The following is a 235-nucleotide window of genomic DNA, read 5'->3' on the forward strand; positions in this document are numbered from 1 at the left end:
GCTGTTTTATTCTAAATAAAACCTTCTTTTTTTATTGCTTTTTATAATTTGAATTCCTTCGATCATCAACACCAAATCACTCCAATTAATTTGCAATTTAGTACTGGTTGAACCAGCAAAAGTTCCTTGCTCTAAGCGCTTGTAATAAAGAACAAAGCCACCGGATTCCCAGTGTAAAAGTTTCATCTGATTATTATTTCGATTGATAAAAATGAACACTTCCCCACTGTGTGCT

General features: G+C 33.2%; 1 protein-coding gene. It reads right to left on the reverse strand.

What is annotated here, in order from left to right:
* Positions 1-6: 6 nt before the first annotated feature.
* Positions 7-235: IS66 family insertion sequence element accessory protein TnpB (gene tnpB / locus A3SG_RS0118690; RefSeq protein WP_016991478.1), on the reverse strand; the 229-nt coding region annotated here is incomplete at its 5' end.

The sequence above is a fragment of the Flavobacterium sp. ACAM 123 genome (assembly GCF_000264055.1).
Taxonomy (GTDB): domain Bacteria; phylum Bacteroidota; class Bacteroidia; order Flavobacteriales; family Flavobacteriaceae; genus Flavobacterium.